Consider the following 17,162-nt stretch of genomic DNA (forward strand, 5'->3'; position numbering starts at 1 on the left):
ACTACGGCTGGCCTGGCAGCAGTCTGATCATGAGTCCGTTGCTCTCGGCCAGCACGTTGCCGTCGGCGTCGCGCAGTTCGGCATTCACAAAGGCTTTGCGGCCCTCGGCTTCTCGTAACCAGCCGCGGACCGTGAGCGGAGTGTCGATCGGCGTCACCCGGCGATAGTCGACGTGCAGGAATGCGGTGCGGCTGATCGGCCGCCCGGTCGCGTGGATGATCATGCCGAACACCGAATCGAACAGCAGCGGCAGCACGCCACCGTGCACGGCCTGGTTGCCGCCCACGTGGAAGCGGCTGAACTGCACGGTCAGCTCCACGCCGTCGGCCTCGAATGTGGAGACGTGCCACGGCGGCATCAACAGGCTGCCCGCACCGGGCAACGAAGGCACCCGGTTCGCCGGGCCGACACCCTCGGCGGCCTGATGCGGTTCAAGCAGTGCCACCAGTTCCTCGACGCGGTCCGCGGCGGCAGACCAGGTGTCGCTGTCCGGGTTCACCGACACCGCCAGATCCTGAGCTCGGCGCATGGCGGTCAGGAAACGCGCGAAACCCGGCCCCGGATCGGCCGCCTCGAAGACCGGAAACCCGCCGTGCCGGTCGTACTGCGGGTCGACGCGGCGCGGATCCAGTCCGAAATCGGTCACGCCAGGATGTCCCGGCGCACGATGGTCTGCTCCCGCCCCGGCCCCACGCCGATGCACGAAACATGGGCTCCGGCAAGCTCTTCGAGGCGCAATACGTAATCGCGGGCCTTGGCCGGCAGGTCATCGAACTCGCGCGCGCCGGAGATGTCCTCCCACCAGCCAGGCAGCTCTTCGTAGATGGGTTCGGCACGCGCGATATCGGACTGCGTCATCGGCATCTCGTCGGTGCGCTTGCCGTCGACGGTGTAGCCCACACACACCGGGACGGTTTCCAGGCTGGAGAGCACGTCGAGCTTGGTCAGGAAGTAGTCGGTGATGCCGTTGACGCGGGTGGCGTAGCGGGCGATGACAGCGTCGAACCAGCCGCAGCGGCGCGGCCGGCCGGTGGTCACACCGACCTCACCACCGGTCTTGGCCAGGTACGCGCCGTGCTCGTCGAACAGCTCCGTCGGGAACGGGCCCGACCCCACCCGGGTGGTGTAGGCCTTCAGGATGCCCAGCACCGTGGTGATGCGGGTCGGCCCGATGCCGGAACCCACGGCCGCGCCACCCGCGGTCGGGTTCGACGAGGTCACGAACGGATAGGTGCCGTGATCGACGTCGAGCAGCGTGCCCTGCGAACCCTCCAGCAGCACCGTCTCGCCGTTCTCCAGTGCTTCGTTGAGCAGCAGCCGGGCATCGGCGATGCGGTGCTTGAAACCGTCGGCCTGCTCCAGCAGCGTGCTCACCACCTCGTCGGCGTCGAGTGCCTTGCGGTTGTAGATCTTGACCAGGATCTGGTTCTTGAGCTCGAGTGCCGCCTCGATCTTCTGGGCGAGCAGGGCGGGATCGAGAACATCGGCGGCCCGGATGCCCAGCCGCGCGACCTTGTCCTGGTAACAGGGCCCGATCCCGCGACCGGTGGTGCCGATCTTCTTGTTGCCCATATAGCGCTCGGTCACCTTGTCGATGGCGACGTGATACGGCATGAGCAGGTGGGCGTCGGCGGAGATCAGCAGCCTCGACGTATCCACGCCCCGGTCCTCGAGCCCGGAAAGCTCGGTGAGCAACACGCCGGGGTCGACCACGACACCGTTGCCGATGACGTTGGTGACACCCGGGGTGAGGATGCCCGAGGGGATGAGGTGCAACGCGAAATTCTCCCCGGTCGGCAGCACCACGGTGTGACCCGCGTTGTTACCGCCCTGGTAGCGAACTACCCATTGCACACGTCCACCGAGTAGATCGGTGGCCTTACCTTTGCCCTCGTCGCCCCACTGGGCACCGATGAGCACGATTGCCGGCATGGCATTTCTCCCGCTTAAAGTGATGCAGCCGGTGACCCACCCTATCCGAGCGGAGCCATAGGAGAGGCCTTGACCACCACAAACGGCCGGCCCGATTGCGCAGTGTTGCTGTTCGGCGGGCACCGCGCGCCCCGCGGTTTAGCCCATCTACCTGCGCTGACGGTACAGGAAGCCACTCAGGTCGACGCGGTGACAAACTGTCGGCGCATCGTCGTGGTCGGCGCCGACAAGGATCTGGCCACGGTGCTCACCCGGCTGATGAAGACCGAAAAACTGGCCGTCGAGGTGGCATTCGTGCCCCGCAGGCGCACCGCCGCCACCCGCGCCCACGGACTGCCGGCGGGTCGGCGGGCGGTCCGCGCCGCCCTCACCCACGACGCCACCCGGGTACCGCTGATCCGCGATGATTCCGGGCGTGTGCTCGTCGGCGCCGGCTTGTGGGTGGGTGAGACCGAACTGGAGAAGGGCACGCCGCCGGCCACGTTGCACGGCGAGGCCGTCGTGGATGACACCGTGCTGTTCGACGGCGAGGCTGTGGCCGTGCGGATCGAGCCGATCGCAGCGATGCCCGGCCTGCGGGCCTCGGTGCTGTCCTCGCGGATGCGGCCGAAACGTTGGGTGGCCGGGCGCGCGGCGCAGCTCGGGACCACCGGCGCGTTCGTGGTCCGCGACGGCGAGCTGGGCCCCCGCGCGGTGAAGCGGTCGACGTTCTACCGACACACGGAAGGCTGGCTGGCCGTCCGGTGACGAGCGCAGCGAGGAGGCCGGCGCATCGAGCACCGTCCGGTGACGAGCGCAGCGAGCCGGTAGCGTCGACACGTGAACATCCGTCCGCTGCGTCAGTCGGTACGTCCCAGCCCGATCTTCCTGGGGATCGTGGCCCTCACGCTCGCGGCGGGCGCGCTGGCCTGGTTTTGCGGGGACGCCATCGAGCCGCTGTCCTATGCCGCGGTGTTTGTCCTGGTGGTCGCGGGGTGGCTCGTCTCGCTGTGCCTGCACGAATTCGGCCACGCGTATACCGCGTGGAAGTTCGGTGACCACGACATCGCGGTGCGCGGCTACCTGGCGCTGAATCCGCTCAAGTACTCCAACCCGATGCTGTCGCTGGGTCTGCCGCTGCTGTTCATCGCTCTCGGCGGTATCGGCCTGCCCGGCGGGGCCGTCTATGTCCGCACGGGCTGGATGACGCCGCGGCAACGCACCCAGGTCAGCCTGGCCGGCCCGCTGGCCAATGTGGTGTTGGCGGTGCTCCTGCTGACGGCGGTGGGCCTGTTCTTCGACCCGGCGCACCTGGTGTTCTGGGGCGGGCTCGCCTTCCTGGGGTTCCTGCAAGTGACGGCGGTCCTGTTGAACCTGCTTCCCATTCCCGGTCTCGACGGATACGGCGCGCTGGAGCCGCACCTCAAACCGGAGACCCAACGAGCGCTGGAACCGGCCAAGGGCTGGGGTTTCCTGATTCTGCTGGTCGTGCTGCTGGTGCCGCAGCTCAACCAGGTGTTCTTCGCGGTGGTGTTCTGGTTCGTGGACCTGTCCGGGATCAACGGTTCGCTGGTGTCGATCGGCGGCGGCCTGACCCGGTTCTGGTCCGCCTGGCTCTGAGGCCTTGCAACATATGCGACTTTACGCATATATTCGGCGGCATGGGAGCTGGACACGACCACAGCCACGGCGGCGGTGACACGCGCGTCGGCCGGATGATCATCGGCGCGGCGATCCTCGGCGCGTTCTTCGTCGTCGAACTCGTCACCGCGCTGATGATCAACTCGATCGCGCTGCTCGCCGACGCCGGACACATGCTCACCGACCTGGTCGCGATGTTCATGGGCCTGACGGCGGTGCTGCTGGCCCGTCGCGGATCCACCTCCGCGGCCCGGACCTACGGTTGGCACCGCGCCGAGGTGTTCACCGCCGTCGCCAATGCCGCCCTGCTGTTGGGTGTCGCCGGGTTCATCCTCTACGAGGCCTTCGAGCGACTCGGGGACGCACCCGAGGTCCCCGGGGTACCGCTCATCGTCGTCGCGTTGGCCGGCCTGATCGCCAACGCCGCCGTGATGCTGCTGCTGCGCTCGGACTCCGAGCACAGCCTGGCCGTCAGGGGCGCCTACATGGAGGTCGTCGCCGACACCGTCGGCAGCATCGGCGTGCTGATCGCGGGCATCGTCACCGTCACCACCGGGTGGCCCTACGCCGACGTGGTCGTCGCCGTCCTGGTCGCACTGTGGGTGCTACCGCGGGCGTTCGCCCTCGCCAGGGCCGCCCTGCGGATCCTCAGCGAGTCCTCGCCCGCCCATATCGACGTCGAAGAGTTGCGCAGTGCGTTGCGCGACGTCCCCGGCGTCACCGAGGTGCACGATCTGCATGTGTGGACGCTGGTGCCCGGCCGGGATATGGCCACGGCGCACCTGACGAGCACCGCCGATGCGACCCGGGTCCTGGTCGCCGCCCAGGCGGTGCTGGCGGCACGCGGCCTCGAACACGCCACGGTGCAGGTCGAGCCGCCCGGCGGCGTCGGCGACTGCGGCGCGAACGCCTGCTAGACCAGGCCGAGCGCGGCCCGGGCGGCCGGGTCGCAGTCGTCCAGCAGGTCCAGGCACCGCGCGTACTCCGGAGTCTCACCGATCTCCTGGGCGGCGCGCGCCAGCGCGGCCACGCAGCGCAGGAAGCCACGGTTGGGTTCATGCGCGTAGGGCACCGGGCCGAAACCCTTCCAGCCGTTACGGCGCAGCTGATCGAGCCCGCGGTGATACCCGGTGCGGGCATACGCATAGGCGGCCACCGGCTGATCCTCGGCCAGCGCCTCCTCGGCAAGCGTCGCCCAGGCCACCGAGGCACTCGGGTGCGCGGCGGCGACGATCGCGGCCTTCTCGCCGGCGTCCAGTTCGCCCTCAGCTTCCGTATCGCCCGGCAGCAGCACCGGATCCGGCCCCAACAGGTCGCCCATTCGCGTCATAGGCCTATTGTGCCGTGCGGGCGTACGCCGGCTGTGATTAGGCTTGCGCTGAAGCATCACGAGGGAGGACTGCAGTAGGGATGTCGAACCCAACCGAACCCGAAGGCGGGAAGCAGGACCCCAACCCGGATGCGCCGGAGGCCGACGACTCCGCGAAGCGCCGGTTCACCGCGCCGTCGGGTTTCGACGGATCCACCCAGATCATCGAGTCGGTACCCGAACCCCCCACCGAGATCTTCGCCGCCGGTGCCCCCACGGAGATGATCGATAGCACCAAAATGGCTGCCCCACAGGTCATTCCACCGCGTGATGACGCGCCGAAGCCGCCAGGGGCCCGGCGCAGCTGGGGCTGGGTGATCGCCGTCGTGTTGGTGATCGCGGCGCTGGTGGCGCTCGCCGTGCTGGGCACGGTGCTGTTGACCCGCGGCGGCGCCAACGCGACATCGCAAGAGGACCAGGTCCGCTCCACCATCGAGAGCTTCGATGCTGCCATCCAGAAGGGGGACTTGGCCACGCTGCGCGGCATCACCTGCGGCGCCACCCGGGAGAGCTACGTCAACTACGACGACCGCTCCTGGACCGAGACCCACAAGCGGGTCGCGGCCGCCAAGCAGTACCCGGTGGTGGCCAGTATCGACGAGGTGGTGGTGGTCGACGACCACGCCGAGGCGAATGTCACCACCTTCATGGCCAACGCGCCGCAGACGCGTTCCACGCGGAGCTTCGATCTGCAGTTCCGTGACGACCAGTGGAAGATCTGCCAGAACGGCTGAGCGGCACAGCCTCCCGGCTAGGCGTCTGCTCGGTGGGTGACGTGGGTTTGGGCCAGCAGCCGCAACGCGTTGTCCGATGACGATCCCGGCTCGGCGGTGTACACGATCAGCACCTGATCCTCGTCACCGCACGGGTTGAGCGCCTGGTACTGCACGGTGAGCTCACCGACCAGGGGGTGGTGATAGCTCTTGGTCCCCGTTGTCCGGCGTTGCACGTCGTGGCGGGCCCACCAGCTGCGGAACTCCTCGGAGTGGATCGACAACTCGCCGATCAATGCGGACAGTTTGGGGTCATCGGGGTAGCGGCCGGCGTCGTGGCGCAGCATCGCGACGGTGTCGACGGCCACCTGATGCCAATCTGCGTAGAGCTCACGCGCGTGCGGATCGAAGAAGACGAAGCGCGCCTGGTTGCGCTGCGGAGCGGGCAGCTGACGGAACTCGGTGATCAGCGCACCGGCCAACCGGTTGTGCGCGAGCACGTCCAGGCGCCGGCCCAGGACGAACGCCGGGGACACCACGAGATCGAGACGGTCCAGCAGATCCAGGGTCGCGGGATGGACCCGCTGGGGACGCGGACGCGCGCGGCGGGTGACCGGCTGCGGGCGGCCGAGCTCGTGCAGGTGTTCGCGTTCGGCGTCATCGAGTTGCAGGGCGGTGGCGAGCGCCTCCAGCACATCGACCGACGCGCTGCGGCTGCGGCCCTGTTCGAGCCGGGTGTAGTAGTCCACGCTCACGCCGGCCAGCTGGGCGAGCTCCTCGCGTCGTAGTCCCGGCACGCGACGACGCGCAGGCCCCGCGTCCACACCCGCGGCATCGGGGGCAAGTCGCGCCCGGCGGGTGCTGAGGAAATCAGCAAGCTCGGATCGGTTCCTGTCCACCGCACCAGTGTGGCGTGGCGGACGACCTGCGACACCGCCGAGGGTGGCCCAATTCGTCCCAGGATCAAACGGGCCCGTCCAACCGCGTCTGCGGGCACCTGTCGGGGGTTTCATCGAGTGCATCACCCGACGACGAAAGGACGATGACATGACGACACTGCTCACCGCCACGCCGCTGGCCGGACGCACCGCGGTCGTGACCGGCGCCTCCAGCGGGATCGGCGCGGCCACCGCCGAACGGCTGGCGGCGCTGGGCGCCAAGGTCGCTGTGGTCGCACGGCGCAAGGACAGGCTCGACGAGCTGGTGGCACGCATCGCCGCGGGCGGCGGCACCGCACGTGCCGTGCCCCTCGATGTCACCGATCGCGAGGCCGTCCGGACCGCCGCCGGGCAGGTCTGCGCGCAATTCGGGCCCGCCGACCTGGTGTTCGCCAACGCGGGCGTCCAGTTGATCTCGGCGATCGACGAGCTGCAGGTCGAGGATTGGCAGCGCCAGATCGACCTCAACATCACCGGCGTGATGAACACGATCGGCGCCTTCGTGCCCCACCTGATCGACAACGCCGGTGCGGGGCGCCCGGCCGACCTGATCACCACCTCGTCCATCGCGGCGACGCGCGTGCTGGAGAAATTCTCCGTGTACTCGGCGACGAAGGCCTACATCAGTCAGCTGACCAGGCTGCTGCGGGTTGAACTCGGCCGGAAGATGGTGCGCGTGTGCACCATCGAGCCCGGCATGGTGGACACCGAACTGCCCGACCACGTGACCGACCCGGACGCCAGCCGGTTGATGGCGGATCTGATCAACGATATCGACGTGCTGCAGCCCGCCGATATCGCCGAGACGGTCGCGTTCGTCGCATCGATACCGCGCCACGTGAATCTGACCGAGCTCACGATCCTGCCGACACAGCAGGCGATCTGAGATGCCGCTGAACCGCCGTCGGCGCCATGGCGCTTGTCGACGCCGGTGACGTAGGGAAACACCCTATTTATCTGATGCGGACTCCAGTGCCATCGTGATGTTTCGGACTTGCCAGTCGCGACCACAGGAGACGTCATGCCCAGACCATCGCAGCCTCATGACCACCGACGCTTGAAAACTCTGGCGTCCAACGGCTTTGCGGTAGCGACCCTCGCTGCAGCATTGCCCCTCGCGTCGCCGGCGGCCCATGCGGTGCCGCAGTTTCCGCTGGCACCTGCATGCAGCAGCTACTCCTACAACAGCCCTGCGATCGAGTTCGCGCAGGACAACAACGTGACGGTGGTGGTCGACAAGTCCGGCGACTTCTTCTCCGGCAACGCCGGATACAGGCAGAACGGAAGTGGGGTGTGGACCAACGGAACCGCCAACGGACGAATCAGTGGCCGCAACATCACCATCGACTTCACCTGGAGCAACGGCTTGACCACCCGCTGGGACGGTTTCATCGACGATGACCTCACCGCCCGAGGCACCGCCAAGAACAGCGAAGGTGCTTTCAATAAGTGGTATTCGAAAGCCAAGTTCGTTTGCGTGCCCGCCGCGGAACCGCCTGTGCAGTCGCCAGAGCCTGAGAAAGCACCTGCACCACCGGACGAACTGACGGCCACGGTGAACGCCGATACACGCCTCTACGACAAATCCAACGACGACGGTGATGCCGTGGTCATCGGCGAGTTGACCGAGGGACAGGTAGTGAAGGTGCAGAGCGCGTGCTCACCCAACGCCTGGTGTTTCCTGGTCGAGCCCAAGGGCGCGGCCTGGGGAAGAGATCTCACGAACAACTGAATGTGAAAACTGCCGGACCGTTCCCGAACAGCTTTGGCAACCTTTCCGAGGAGACAGCCATGAACCACGTTCGGCCATCCCACTTCTCCACCCCTGCAGTTGTTTTCACGGGTGCACTTGCGCTGTCCGGCGTGATTACCGCACCCGTCGCCCAAGCCAGCCCGCTCGACGGTATTCGAGCTGCCGTCAACGCAGCACGCAGCGGCTCACCCTGCGGCCCCCTGAACTACAACTTCGACCTCGAGGGCGAGGCGCAGCACAGGGTCGGTAACAGGCTGCCTGGGGTGCCTCCGGCAGGCCAATACAAGGGCAGGGTGTACCAAGGTCACGCATCAGCCGATCCCACATCGAGGGCGACGGAGATCCTGGTCAACGAGATGCGCCCCCAGATCACCAACTGCAGCTACCAGGACTTCGGTGTGGGCATGGCCCGAGACGACGGAGAAGAGATGAGTTTCGTGAGCATCGCGCTGGGCGAGCCACCCGCCGCGGCCCCGGTGCCGGTCCCGGAACCCGCGGGGAGGCCCATCAAGTGCACCGGCGGCCCGACCATCCCGGCCGGCCAGACCTGCCCACCCAAACCGCCGCCGGCGGAGATGGCGCCGACGAACGCCGTCACGCTGGATATCCGGCGCGAGGGTTTGCGCGCCAAAGTGACTGTGGGAAACACGTCGAATCTGCGGGCTCAGTGCACCTACAACGCCAAAGAAGTCAACGGCCTGGGCATTCCGGTCAGCCGCAACTTCGAGGTCAACCCGAAGGGCACCACCCCGCTGGAGTTCGCGGCTCCGCTTCCCGGGCAGACCTACACCGTGGTGGTGGCGTGTGGCGCCGACTTCAACGGCAAGAACGTCGAGATCGGCCGCGTGCAACAGGACTTCTCAAGCTTCTGACGGCAGAGTGACAGCACCATGTTGCTGCGGCCGCCCGCCGGGAACTCCATCTGCCCGTCACCGCGACGCGTCATGCCGGACTCGTGGGCGCGAGGCGGATGTCGGTCGCCGCGGTGAGCCGGTCGGCGGGCAAACCGGCATGCCGACATACCTTCGAGACCAAGTCGGCTGAAGCAGCACAAAAGACCCCGAAGACCATCTCGTCGGTGGGGACCACGATCATGGACATCAACTGGATCGTCGGACCCAGCGCCGATGCTGCCGCGGCACTCGATTGCAGGGCAGCCGACGTGCGTTCGAGCGATCCGCGCACGAGGGCGGGCTGATACCACTCGACCAGATAGCATGGTTCTGCCGGATCCACAGCTCGGAGGCTATCGGGTCGCGCAGCGGCGTTAAATCGGGCGAATCCCTATGACAGCGCGACCCGAGCCGAGTCGCACCGGCTGTGACATGATCCTGGGGTGGCTGCGGGGGTGGTGAGCCGCGATGCCGAATGCGCGGCAGTCGCTAGGTTTCTCGATGCCGCGACCCGTGAACCCAGCAGCCTGCTGATCGAGGGCGAAGCGGGAATCGGGAAGACCACCATCTGGCTGGCCGGCGTGGAGCAGGCCCGCGAGCGCGACTTTCACGTGTTAGCCACCCGGCCTGCGCAGACGGAATCGGTGCTGTCCTACGTTGCGCTGGCAGACCTACTGAGCCGCGTCGACGCGACGGTGCTAAACAGCCTGCCCCACCCGCAACGACTCGCGTTGGACCGGGTCCTGCTTCGCGGGGATGCCGGTGACGCCCCGACCGATCCGCGGGCGGTGGCCGCGGCGTTCCTGTCGGTCATCGAGACGCTTGCGGAGGTCGGGCCGGTGTTGATCGGCATCGACGATCTGCAATGGCTCGACCCCTCCAGCGCGGCCGCCGTCGCGTTCGCCGCGCGCCGGCTTTCGGGTGCGGTCGGGGTGATCACGGCGATGCGCAGCGACGCGAGCCCCGCCCTCGATCTCTTTCGGGATCGGCTGCCCAGACCGGAATCCAGCAGGCGCCTGGTGGTCGGCCCACTGAGCCTGGGCGCCTTGCGGACCATCGTTGCGCGCCGGCTCGGCCTGTCGTTGCCGCGACCGACAATGGTACGCATTCACGACATCTCCCGCGGCAACCCGTTCTATGCCCTACAACTGGCATATTCGTCTGTCGATGGCGAAATATCGATGCAGACAACACTTTCCGATCTGGTTCGGGCCAGGGTCAGCGAATTGGGGACGGCGGCGCGGGAAGCGCTGCTCGCCGCTGCCTGTGCGGGTTCGCCGACAATCGACCTCATCGCGCGGGCGCTGAACGTCACCCACTCGCGCGCAGCGGAGATCCTCGACGAGGCCGAAGGCCATAAGCTCATCCACTACGAGGGACATCGGGTGCGGTTTTCGCATCCCCTACTGGCCGCCGGTATCCATGCCGACGCCCCTGCGCCCCGGCGCCGACGGATGCACGCCACGCTCGCCGGGATCGCCACCGAGCCAGAGTTGCGAGCACGACACCTGGCGCTGTCGGCTACCGTCGCAGACGAACAGACGCTGCACTCCCTGGACGCCGCCGCGCTGTCGGCGGCCAACCGAGGCGCGCCCGGCGCCGCCGCAGAGCTTCTCGATTTGGCCATCGGCCTCGGTGGCGACACTCCCGAGCGTCATATCCGGGCAGCCGGACATCACTTGCACGCCGCGAACTTCAACGAAGCAGCGACGCGGCTCATCCAGATCATCGACACGCTGCCACCGGGTCGGTTGGGCGCGGAAGCACTGACCCTGCTGGCCAAGGTCCGCACCGCCGAAGAGAACCTCGCCGAGGCGATCGCGGTTCTCACGCGCTTGCTTGCCGAGTCCGCTGACGACCCCGGCCGACGCGCGCACGCCCTCATCCTGCTGTCTCACGCGCAACTCAATGCGGCCCAGTTCGACGAGTCTGCCCGCAGCATCGACGAAGCCGTCACGCTCGCCACCGAATTGGATCGATCCGACCTACTGAGTGCTGCCCTGGCCCTGCGCGCGATGCAGAACTTCGCCTCCGGGCGTGGTTTCGACGACGAGACGATGGCCCACGCACTCGCGCTTGAGGACGGTGCGTCCGACATTCCTCTGGTGCTGCGGGCACCCGTCAACAATGCGCTCCTCCTGGCGTGGACGGGCCAGCTTCAACGCGGACACGACGCGATGATGGCGGTCCGGCGGCAGTCGCTGGACCGAGGCGAGGAGCACGAGCTGGCCATCCTCGACTTTCATTGCTTCCTGATGGCTCTCTGGCGCGGTGACCTGGCAGATGCCGGCTTGCTGGCCGAGGACGCACTCGAACGGGCGAACGCCCTGGGCGACCCGGAGCCCGTGTGCATCGGTCTGACGACGCGGGCGGCCCTCGCCGCCTACGCCGGCCACGAACAGCGGGCCCGTGACGACGTCGCGGAGGCGTTGGTGCAGTTGCAACTCCTCGGCACACCCCCGATGACTCGGTACCCGCTCGCGATGCTGGCCTTTCTGGAGGTGTCCCTGGGCAACCACGCCGCCGCGCTGAGCGCGCTGGAACCGGCGTTGGCGCTGATCGACTCGACACCCATGGCTCTGGAAATCATGATCGGTCTGTTCGTTCCGGACGCCGCCGAGGCGATGGTCGCCGTGGGGCGTCTCGACGACGCCGAACGGCTGATCGAGCGGTTCCTCGACGACGGCCGACGGTTGGACCGGGCATGGATTCTGGCCTGCGGCGGACGCTGCCGCGCGATGCTGCTCGCTGCGCGCGGCGACGTCGACGCCGCGGCCAACGCTGCCCAGCTGGCGATGGTCGAACACCAGCGGGTGCCCATGCCGTTCGAACGTGCCCGAACGCAACTTCTGGTCGGCCAACTCGAACGCCGGCAACGGCACAACCAGGCCGCCTCCGCCGCGCTCAACGAGGCGCTGCAGACCTTCGAGCAACTCGGCACCCCGCTGTGGGCCGAACGCACCCGCACCGAGTTGGGCCGTGCCAACGTCGGCCCACACCGCGACGCCACCCTGACCCCCTCCGAGCAACGGGTCGCCGAACTCGCAGCATCCGGCATGACCAACCGCGACGTCGCCGCCGCCCTGTTCATCAGCCCGAAGACGGTGGAGGCCAACCTCTCTCGGATCTATCGCAAGCTCGGTATCAACTCGCGTGCCGCACTCGGCCGACGGATGGCCGAGGAACTGGGAGACTCCTAACCGGCGAAATCGGGACATAGATGAGTCGTGGCTGCGCTGACGAACAGCGTGCCCTGCTGAAACTGGTAGCGCGATTCCACCCGGCCCATCTCGTCGAGCACCGGCACCCCACCACGCAGGTCTGCGCACGCGGCGAAGCCCGCGGCGATGACTTCGTCGGCGTCCATGCCCGGCAGCCAGGCGTCGTTGACACCGAGTTCATCCAGGAATGTTGCCGGGTCAGCCGCAGCGCTCGGGGCGCAAACCAGCATGCTGGCACCGCACGTGATCGCGGCGGCTACCAGCATGTGAAATCTGGGCATCATGATTCTCGTTCCTCCAGGCGCGGGATTGCGGTGCCATCGATGCGGCCGACGCTATCCGCCCGGACGGGGAGTTAAATCGGGTGTTTCCCTATCGCCTCTTCACCGCAGGCATGCCCAGGAGTAGGGAATCACCCTATTTAGTCGTCGGTGGCCGGCAGCTTACTGTCGACCCGCTGAGTAAGTAACCAGCGACCGAGGGAGTAGCCGTGACCACGACTCGCACCACTGTATCCATCGCTTTCGCAACGCTTTTCGCGGCAACGTGGGCGGCGGCGCCGGTGGCGTACGCCAGCCCGCTGGACGGAATTCGCGCCGCCGTCAACGCCATGCGCAGCGAGTCGCCGTGCGGAGCGCTGAATTACAACATCGACCTCGAGGGCAACGCGCAAGCGATGGTGGGCAACACCTCACCGGGTGTGCCGCCGGGCGGCCGCTACAACGGAATGACAGCGACAACGGAAGAGTACGGCGATCCCACCGCAGACGCGATCGCCGGCCTCATCAACAAGATCCGCCCATTGATCAGCAATTGCAGCTACAAGGACTACGGCGTAGGGATGTCCCGGTGGAACGACGAGAGCCGGGTCTCCGTATCCCTCGGCGAGCCGCCCGCCGCGGCCCCGGTGCCGGTCCCGGAACCCGCGGGGAGGCCCATCAAGTGCACCGGCGGCCCGACCATCCCGGCCGGCCAGACCTGCCCACCCAAACCGCCGCCGGCGGAGATGGCGCCGACGAACGCCGTCACGCTGGATATCCGGCGCGAAGGTTTGCGCGCCAAGGTGACTGTGGGAAACACGTCGAATCTGCGGGCGCAGTGCACCTACAACGCCAAAGAAGTGCTCGGGCTGGGAATTCCGGTCAGCCGCAACTTCGAGGTCAACCCGAAGGGCACCACCCCGTTGGAGTTCGCGGCTCCGCTTCCCGGGCAGACTTACACCGTTGTGGTGGCGTGTAGCGCCGACTTCAACGGAAAGAACGTCGAAATCGGCCGCGTGCAACAGGACTTCTCGAGCTTCTAGTCACCGCGGGATCAGCGGACCGATCTTGCGTGCGAGGTCGACGGCGGCTGCGTCGGCTTCCTCGTCCGACATCGCCATGACGGCGACCTGCACCATGTTGCTGCGGCCACCCGCCGGAAATTCCACCTGCCCGCGCACCAGAAAGCGCATGCCGTCGGGACCCGGCGTACCGACGTCGGGGAACCCGGGCTCCGGCGGTGCAAGAGTGTTGTGCGCCGCCGAACCCGGGTTGCCGACCTCCACCGCGATGGATTCGTAGGTGTCGGGGTTCTCCCAGATGCATCCCGGCATGGTGGGGTCGGTGGAGGTGGACCGTCCCGCGACTGCCGTGCCCAGCAGCGCCGAGATGTCTTGCGCCGACAGCAGCGCGCACGCGTCGATCGCGGCAGAGTCAGCGGCCACCGACGCGGTTGGCGATGCGCCACCGGCCTCGGCATTCCCATCGCCGACGCTGGATTGTGAGCTACAACCCGTCACGGCAAGAAACGATGCGAACACGACGATGGCACGCGACACAATCGCAGAGTCGGTCATCGGTCACACGCTAACGGCGCCCGACGCACGAGAAATCGGGTGTTTCCCTATCACCGCGCGTTGCCCGGGCGCAAAGGGGCTGACCACCGTGCACACCGATCGATTCGGCGCCGCGGCGGTCAGCCCGTTGCTGCCGGGCGGCTGGCGCCCGGCCGAGCAGAACTAGCTGTACTGACCTGAGAGGTTAGGTACGCGGGCGGCGGGTGGTTGGCCCCCGAGTGCGGTGTGGCCGCGGTGGTAATTGTAGGTGTGCAGCCAGCGTGGGTATTCAGCGCAACGTTCCGCGTCGCTGGTGTAGAGCCGCGCATAGGCCCATTCGTCGGCCAGGGTGCGGTGGAAGCGCTCGACCTTGCCATTGGTTTGGGGCCGATACGGACGGGTGCGGCGATGCTCAACTCTGCCGAGCGCTTCGCGAAAGGTGTGAGACCGGTAGCAGGACCCATTGTCGGTCAGCACTTTTCGGACGGTTATGCCGCAGTGTTCGAACCAGGCGTTGGCGCGGGTCCAAAATTCTGCTGCGGTCTCCTTGCGTTCATCGGCGAGCATCTCGCTGTAGACCAACCGGGAGTAGCCATCGATCGCGGTGTGCAGGAAGTGGTGCCCCCGCAAGGGATCACCCCACTTACTTCGCCGTCCTGAACTCTTATCCGCTTTGGAGTTGCGGTTACCAACGGTGCGTCCCAGCATCCGCCAGCCGCCGCCGGCAGGGATCTTGCCGACTTTCTTGACATCGACATGGACCAGATCCCCGACGGCGGCCGACTCAATGCGGCGGATGACCCGACCGGTCGGGCGGTCCAGCCAGCGCAACCGGGCTATCCCGTAACGCATCAGCACGCGGTGCACTGTGGAGGGATGAATGCCCAGCAGATAACCGATCCGGGCTGGTCCCCACCGGCGGATGACGCGGACCTTGATGATTCGGCGCTCAGTGCGTGTCGGGGTTTGGTGGGGGCTTCGATGCGGTCGCGAGCTGCGATCAGCCATACCGGTCGGGCCCAGCTCGCGGTAACGGGTGGCCCACCGCTGGGCGGTCGTGACTGCGACTTGAAAGCGTTCGGCTGCCCGACGCAACGGCCAGCCGTCCTCAACTACGCAACGAGCGAGGCGCAGACGACCGGTTTCTGACAATGGGGCATTACGGTGGGACACGAAGACCTCCGAGGGTGGGGAGCGTTCCTAGACAGCTCGCACTCCACTCGGAGGTCTTCTTCATGTCACCACGCCACGCCGTACCTAACGTCCGTGGTCAGTACAACTAGCCCGCGGACACCGAGCGGCCAGCGCTGTGCAGGTCGTTGCACGCCTCGATGACCCGCTCGGTCATCCCGGCCTCGGCCTTCTTCAGGTAGCTGCGCGGGTCGTAGACCTTCTTGTTGCCGACCTCGCCGTCGATCTTGAGCACACCGTCGTAGTTGGTGAACATGTGACCGACGATGGGCCGGCTGAATGCGTACTGGGTGTCGGTGTCGACGTTCATCTTCACCACGCCGAAGCGCAGCGAATCCTCGATCTCGGACTTCAGCGAGCCCGATCCGCCGTGGAAGACGAAGTCGAACGGCTGGCTGCCTTCGGGCAGCCCCAGCTTGGCGACGGCCACCTTCTGACCCTGCTCCAGCACATCGGGACGCAGCTTGACGTTGCCCGGCTTGTACACGCCGTGCACATTGCCGAACGTCGCGGCCAGCAGGTACTTGCCGTTCTCCCCGACGCCGAGCGCATCGATGGTCTTCTCGAAGTCCTCGGGGGTGGTGTAGAGCTTGTCGTTGATCTCGGCCTCGACGCCGTCCTCTTCACCGCCGACCACGCCGATCTCGATCTCCAGGATGATCTTGGCCTCGGCCGAGAGCTTCAGCAGTTCCTGAGCGATCTGCAGATTCTCGTCGATCGGCACCGCGGACCCGTCCCACATGTGCGACTGGAACAGCGGGTTCTGACCGTTCTTGACGCGCTCGGCCGAGATCGCCAGCAGCGGCCGCACGAAACTGTCCAGCTTGTCCTTGGGGCAGTGGTCGGTGTGCAGAGCGACGGTGACGTCGTACTTGGCGGCGACGACATGGGCGAACTCGGCCAGCGCGGTGGCGCCGACGACCATGTCCTTGATGCCGAGCCCGGAGCCGAACTCTGCACCGCCGGTGGAGAACTGGATGATCCCGTCGCTGCCCGCGTCGGCGAATCCCTTGATCGCGGCATTGATGGTCTCCGAGGAGGTGCAGTTGATCGCCGGGAAGGCGAACGAGTGCTCCTTGGCGCGGCCCAGCATCTCGGCGTATACCTCGGGCGTGGCGATGGGCATTGACTTCCTCCTGGGTCGCGTGCGCTTTCTCCGGCAGTATCTCAATAAAGCGATGGCGGCGGCAGGGCGGATACCGAGTCGACGGATTACGGTGGTGGAAATGCGCGCCCGATCGGTCCTGCCACTGCTCGCCGTGGCGGTCCCGATCCTGATGGCCGGGTGCGCCCCCGAAGCCGCCCCCGGCCCGGTGTCCGTTCCGGTGCCCGCCCCGCTCGCGCCGCCCGCGCCGGTGCCGGCCCGCTCGGTCGCCCCGGGCATGGCCCAGGTCATCGTGAACGGGGACACCGGCCCCACCGGCCCGGTGAGCTGCTCCACCGATGACGGGCTGACGACCATCAGCATCGGGGCCAGCTCGCTCGGGGTCAGCGTGATCGTGACCGATGACGATATGCCGTCGGTGCGATCGGTCTCGATCGGCGACGTCGGCGGCGTGGCGCTCGGGTTCGCCGCCGGTACGGCGGCCGAGCCGCCGACGGCCTATCGCAACGGCGCCACCGTCATCGTCTCCGGGTCCGGTAGCGGTACCGATTCGGCGGACCCGGCGCGCATCGTGGACTCCAGCTACCAGATCGCCGTGGCCTGTCCCTGAG

At 67.2% G+C, this 17,162-nt stretch carries 19 protein-coding genes; 10 read left to right on the forward strand and 9 right to left on the reverse strand.

From position 1 onward, the window contains the following. Position 1 precedes the first annotated feature (1 nt). Positions 2–646 (reverse strand): PaaI family thioesterase, encoded by a 645-nt coding sequence (locus A7U43_RS27220; protein ID WP_068001425.1) that lies wholly within the window; start codon positions 644–646, stop codon positions 2–4. Further along, positions 643–1,932: an adenylosuccinate synthase gene (locus tag A7U43_RS27225; RefSeq protein ID WP_068001426.1), complete on the reverse strand. Its 1,290-nt coding sequence runs from the start codon at positions 1,930–1,932 to the stop codon at positions 643–645. The genes A7U43_RS27220 and A7U43_RS27225 overlap by 4 nt, the downstream gene beginning before the upstream one ends. 69 nt (positions 1,933–2,001) lie before the next feature. On the opposite strand from A7U43_RS27225, the gene A7U43_RS27230 reads away from it, so the two are divergent. From A7U43_RS27230 to A7U43_RS27240, 3 genes are all read left to right on the forward strand, one after another. Further along, positions 2,002–2,679: a peptidase M50 gene (locus A7U43_RS27230; protein ID WP_082902332.1), complete on the forward strand. Its 678-nt coding sequence runs from the start codon at positions 2,002–2,004 to the stop codon at positions 2,677–2,679. Between the two features lie 72 nt (positions 2,680–2,751). Then, positions 2,752–3,531: a site-2 protease family protein gene (locus A7U43_RS27235; RefSeq protein ID WP_068001431.1), complete on the forward strand. Its 780-nt coding sequence runs from the start codon at positions 2,752–2,754 to the stop codon at positions 3,529–3,531. 41 nt (positions 3,532–3,572) lie between these two features. Further along, positions 3,573–4,469 carry a cation diffusion facilitator family transporter gene (locus A7U43_RS27240; RefSeq protein WP_068001434.1) on the forward strand — a complete coding sequence of 299 codons (897 nt, stop codon included), beginning with the start codon at positions 3,573–3,575 and terminating at the stop codon, positions 4,467–4,469. Here the strand turns inward: A7U43_RS27240 and A7U43_RS27245 are convergent. After that, on the reverse strand, positions 4,466–4,882 hold the full coding sequence (locus A7U43_RS27245) for a DUF3151 domain-containing protein (protein WP_068001436.1): 417 nt from the start codon (positions 4,880–4,882) through the stop codon (positions 4,466–4,468). The genes A7U43_RS27240 and A7U43_RS27245 overlap by 4 nt on opposite strands. 80 nt (positions 4,883–4,962) lie before the next feature. On the opposite strand from A7U43_RS27245, the gene A7U43_RS27250 reads away from it, so the two are divergent. Next, complete coding sequence (locus A7U43_RS27250) at positions 4,963–5,655, forward strand: Rv0361 family membrane protein (protein WP_068001439.1); 693 nt, start codon at positions 4,963–4,965, stop codon at positions 5,653–5,655. Between the two features lie 17 nt (positions 5,656–5,672). On the opposite strand, the gene A7U43_RS27255 is transcribed toward A7U43_RS27250, so the two are convergent. Continuing rightward, complete coding sequence (locus A7U43_RS27255; protein ID WP_068001441.1) at positions 5,673–6,533, reverse strand: helix-turn-helix transcriptional regulator; 861 nt, start codon at positions 6,531–6,533, stop codon at positions 5,673–5,675. A 148-nt stretch (positions 6,534–6,681) separates the two neighbouring features. Here A7U43_RS27255 and A7U43_RS27260 point away from each other — a divergent pair, with 148 nt between their 5' ends. The 3 genes from A7U43_RS27260 to A7U43_RS27270 all read left to right on the forward strand — a co-directional run bounded on the left by A7U43_RS27260 (position 6,682) and on the right by A7U43_RS27270 (position 9,197). Beyond that, a complete protein-coding gene (locus tag A7U43_RS27260) occupies positions 6,682–7,458 on the forward strand; it encodes an SDR family oxidoreductase (RefSeq protein WP_068001444.1) in 777 nt (258 codons plus the stop codon). Positions 7,459–7,629: 171 nt separating this feature from the next. Then, positions 7,630–8,304: a hypothetical protein gene (locus tag A7U43_RS27265; RefSeq protein WP_156526044.1), complete on the forward strand. Its 675-nt coding sequence runs from the start codon at positions 7,630–7,632 to the stop codon at positions 8,302–8,304. Further along, a complete protein-coding gene (locus tag A7U43_RS27270) occupies positions 8,229–9,197 on the forward strand; it encodes a hypothetical protein (protein ID WP_231963482.1) in 969 nt (322 codons plus the stop codon). The genes A7U43_RS27265 and A7U43_RS27270 overlap by 76 nt, the downstream gene beginning before the upstream one ends. Positions 9,198–9,267: 70 nt before the next feature. Here A7U43_RS27270 and A7U43_RS27275 read toward each other — a convergent pair whose 3' ends face one another. Beyond that, complete coding sequence (locus tag A7U43_RS27275) at positions 9,268–9,561, reverse strand: DUF4242 domain-containing protein (protein ID WP_068001453.1); 294 nt, start codon at positions 9,559–9,561, stop codon at positions 9,268–9,270. A 100-nt stretch (positions 9,562–9,661) separates the two neighbouring features. Here A7U43_RS27275 and A7U43_RS27280 point away from each other — a divergent pair, with 100 nt between their 5' ends. After that, complete coding sequence (locus tag A7U43_RS27280) at positions 9,662–12,418, forward strand: AAA family ATPase (RefSeq protein WP_082902333.1); 2,757 nt, start codon at positions 9,662–9,664, stop codon at positions 12,416–12,418. Here the strand turns inward: A7U43_RS27280 and A7U43_RS27285 are convergent. Next, a complete protein-coding gene (locus A7U43_RS27285; RefSeq protein ID WP_082902334.1) occupies positions 12,415–12,723 on the reverse strand; it encodes a DUF732 domain-containing protein in 309 nt (102 codons plus the stop codon). The two genes, A7U43_RS27280 and A7U43_RS27285, sit on opposite strands and share 4 nt — an antisense overlap. A gap of 206 nt (positions 12,724–12,929) precedes the next feature. Between A7U43_RS27285 and A7U43_RS27290 the strand changes: the two genes are divergently transcribed. Next, positions 12,930–13,742, forward strand: a complete 813-nt coding sequence (locus A7U43_RS27290) for a hypothetical protein (protein WP_068001461.1) — start codon at positions 12,930–12,932, stop codon at positions 13,740–13,742. Here the strand turns inward: A7U43_RS27290 and A7U43_RS27295 are convergent, their stop codons facing one another. The 3 genes from A7U43_RS27295 to fbaA form a co-directional block, all read right to left on the reverse strand. Further along, complete coding sequence (locus A7U43_RS27295) at positions 13,743–14,276, reverse strand: DUF3558 domain-containing protein (RefSeq protein WP_156526045.1); 534 nt, start codon at positions 14,274–14,276, stop codon at positions 13,743–13,745. A 162-nt stretch (positions 14,277–14,438) separates the two neighbouring features. Next, complete coding sequence (locus A7U43_RS27305; protein ID WP_068001470.1) at positions 14,439–15,428, reverse strand: IS481 family transposase; 990 nt, start codon at positions 15,426–15,428, stop codon at positions 14,439–14,441. Positions 15,429–15,534: 106 nt separating this feature from the next. Next, complete coding sequence (gene fbaA / locus A7U43_RS27310) at positions 15,535–16,572, reverse strand: class II fructose-bisphosphate aldolase (protein WP_068001472.1); 1,038 nt, start codon at positions 16,570–16,572, stop codon at positions 15,535–15,537. A 100-nt stretch (positions 16,573–16,672) separates the two neighbouring features. Between fbaA and A7U43_RS27315 the strand changes: the two genes are divergently transcribed. Next, positions 16,673–17,161, forward strand: a complete 489-nt coding sequence (locus A7U43_RS27315) for a lipoprotein LpqH (RefSeq protein ID WP_068001475.1) — start codon at positions 16,673–16,675, stop codon at positions 17,159–17,161. The last annotated feature ends 1 nt before the right edge of the window (position 17,162 follow it).

The organism is Mycobacterium adipatum, assembly GCF_001644575.1.
Lineage (GTDB): Bacteria > Actinomycetota > Actinomycetes > Mycobacteriales > Mycobacteriaceae > Mycobacterium > Mycobacterium adipatum.